Source organism: Vibrio sp. 10N.222.49.A3 (genome assembly GCF_041475145.1).
In the GTDB taxonomy this organism is placed as follows: domain Bacteria; phylum Pseudomonadota; class Gammaproteobacteria; order Enterobacterales; family Vibrionaceae; genus Vibrio; species Vibrio tasmaniensis_A.
In genome coordinates this window covers 458-3567 of record NZ_JBFRVM010000026.1, presented here as the reverse complement: position 1 = coordinate 3567, position 3110 = coordinate 458, and the positions used below count along the sequence as shown (strand labels likewise).

Sequence of the window (3110 nt, the reverse complement as noted above, 5' to 3'; positions counted from 1 at the left end):
CGAAATATTCGAAAGAAAGAGAGTGTCACATTATCGTTGGACTTAGTGCTCGTAGGCGGCCTAGTTCAAGGTCTATCAACGCATGCTTAACTATCTTTAATCATAGTACTTCAATATGTAGTGTATGAGAGGAATTGGTCAGCCAGATGTAGGCTAGCTGAATGATTATAATATTAGAAGTAATTCGAAAGGTCAGAGTGTTCTATGATTCATAACTCGGAATTGTCCGAAGATTAGTTTCAGTTATATCTGTCATGTTAAAGCATGCGGCAATCGTTTACGCCTCGTTATTCATTCGTAACTTGCCATCTTTCTTGTTGTGCCTGTGAAGTTGTCTGATACTTCGATACGTTTCATTTCGATGTTCATGGTGGGTTCGATTTTTTTAAGACGTGCTATATCACTGGCGATTCGTTTACAGCCTAAAAACAAGATGCCATCGAGTGGTGTTATGACATCTCCAGCCTTGAGGCAATCAACGAGGGAGGTGGCAGAGAGTGGTGTTTTTGTCCCAGCAACGTAGCGGGTTGCCACAAACTCATTCGTATAGTGGATTTCTCTTGGTAACATTTGTTCGCTTTTGGCGTAAATCATTCCGCTTTGTTTACCATTAATAACTCGATGCTCTTTATACACTCGTGTTTCCTCGCCTATGGTGGCCATAGCTTGTGGTGCGCGTGTGATGAATAAGCGAAAAGGTAGATCTTCACTTGTGATGTAATCGACAAGGTTAAACGCTAATCTTGCTCTCGCGATCTCTCCGAGTGGTTTGTCACGACAGATTTGTAGAACCTGATCCCATTGGCTGGTCAGTCGAGTGCTTTCTTTATCGCTTCTAACTTTAACCTTGAGAATATCGTAGTGAATTATCTTTTCCATGGTTAATTTGGCCTTCCGTTTTGCTTGCTTCGTTAAATTCCAACCTAACATTATTTTTTTATAACAAATTAAAGCAGTTATCCACAAAGTTGGGGCGTAACCTGTCTAAAACCTTCGTCGGTTGAGTTTATGCTCATGGTACCAAATAGATCGAAATCACCTAAAAATGCCGATAATTGTTTTCAAATTGAAGTAAAAAGCGCCAATTATAAAACTTATCGCGACACTAATAGGCGGGTATATTCGTTGACTTCTAAAAGAGCCCAATGATGGTTACTTTGCAATTGGAGTAGATTACCGCCAGTGCTCCTTGAAGCGAAAATTAGAGCAACTGCCATTGATTTCTTGAGAGGTCATGGGGGTTGGTTAATCTCTGCACCCTCGTTAGGGTACCAATAGGCGGATACCTACTTATAAGCTCTCATCCTATCCAAATTCACGAGTTGTGATCTGATTTAACTTTTTGGTGAAATTACCTCTGTTAATCCCTAAAACCCTAGCAGCCTTAGACTGATTACCGCGCGTATGAGTTATCAACTCAGTAAACAATATTTCAAACACAGCAGGAGTCACCCAAGACATATCAGGGCTAACTGATTGTTTATCAAACCATGTCGGTTCCAGTTCTGCTCGGATAAGTTTTTTTAAATGGTCTTTGTTGATTGGGGTTAGTTGGTCATTCATAGAAGTTGAAGGTCATTAAGGAACGTTATCATTCTGACAAATTTACCATGAAATCGCCTTGAAATCAGCCGACGCGGGAAAATACGAATACGATGGATAACTGTCCAGCGCAATAAGCAACGAGGACATTTTTAATCATAAGCTCAAAGCCATTCGTTTCTAAAAACACTCGACCAATCCCTGTCCGGTGATGCCCATCATCAACATAAAGCTCACCATCTCTATTACACAGAGACCAATTTCGCTTTTCTTCTTAAAAAGAGTAATCAGGATTGCTTTGAAGGTTTCGAGCATAACGCTGACCACGTTCGAGACCGTGAGGATTATCAGCGCAAGGAAATAAACCACCCAAGTTTTGCCAGCATGTCGGGGCTCTAGCCCCCCACCCCGTCGGAGAGGTGAACATCCGTGACTTACCTTCGGCATGCGTAAATTTTTTTCATATCAGAGCCCTACACCGCAATACCATTAGCCAACAACCGTTCAATTGTTGGCCAGCTCATCTGCATACGCAGGTAATTACCTAAAAAAGCACTGCATTTCACTCTCAAGGAACCACGATGCCTAGACCTAAACGCGCGTCCGGCAACCACTTTACCCGTGGCGGACAAATTACTTTTCACTCCATTCGGATGTTCTTTCAAGTCAACAATACCTTAGTCTACGCCGCCATTTGGTCGGTGATAGCGCTCACTGGCGTTCTTACCTGGCTACGCGCGCCCGATAACGCCTTTTGGTCTGTGTTCTACTACTGGCGCAATCATATCTATGCCAGCTTTGGGCACAATCTTAACAGCGAAGTCACGACGTTCTGGAGTGGAAAACGCTACGTTGGCACGCTCGCCTCCCAACTGGAAAATACCCAACTCATCAGCCTTTATGATGACGTCATTCGCCAAGCACAAATCAACTTCTTAATTGCCATCTGTATTGCCTTCGCTATTTTGATGCTCGCCATGAGTTTCTTTAAACGACAAGGCGAAAAGCAAAGTGAAGATTTCCACGTTCGAGGCTTTCAATACGCCGAACCCAAAGTGCTCACAAATGATTTGAAAAAACGGGCAAAGAAACTCAAGAAACAGGGTGTAGGCAACGGACGAATTTCTGATTTCAAAGTGGATGGGCTGGCCTTATTTAAACGTGAGTTTGAAGTGCAGCATATGCTCATCGACGGCACCACAGGGGCAGGTAAATCCGTCATGCTTCGTAAACTCCTGCGCTGGATACGCAAACGTGGGGATAAAGCGATTATTTATGATAAAGGCTGCACCTTTACCAGTAAGTTCTTTGACCCTAGCCAAGACACCTTACTCAACCCCTTCGATGAACGCTGCGCCAATTGGGATGTGTGGTGCGATGCAAAAGAAGCCCCTGACTTTGAAAACATCGCGAGCGCGCTTATCCCGCAGCATGGCGAAGGTGACCCATTCTGGGTCGACTCCGCCCGGACTATCTTTTCAAGTGCGGCGTATCGCATGAGCCAAGATGACAAGCCCTGCTCGACCGCAAGGCTGCTTAGCCTGATACTCACGTCTGAACTTGAAACC

General features: G+C 44.0%; 3 protein-coding genes. 1 reads left to right on the top strand and 2 read right to left on the bottom strand.

What is annotated here, in order from left to right; all coding sequences use genetic code 11:
• Positions 1-291 precede the first annotated feature (291 nt).
• Together AB4589_RS04745 and AB4589_RS04740 are read right to left on the bottom strand one after the other, a co-directional pair.
• Positions 292-879, bottom strand: a complete 588-nt coding sequence (locus tag AB4589_RS04745; RefSeq protein ID WP_229648121.1) for a hypothetical protein — start codon at positions 877-879, stop codon at positions 292-294.
• Positions 880-1305: 426 nt separating this feature from the next.
• Positions 1306-1563, bottom strand: coding sequence for a helix-turn-helix domain-containing protein (locus AB4589_RS04740; protein ID WP_016800114.1), 258 nt, complete (start codon positions 1561-1563; stop codon positions 1306-1308).
• 560 nt (positions 1564-2123) lie between these two features.
• Between AB4589_RS04740 and AB4589_RS04735 the strand changes: the two genes are divergently transcribed.
• Positions 2124-3110: type IV secretion system DNA-binding domain-containing protein (locus AB4589_RS04735; protein WP_372099572.1), on the top strand; the 987-nt coding region annotated here is incomplete at its 3' end.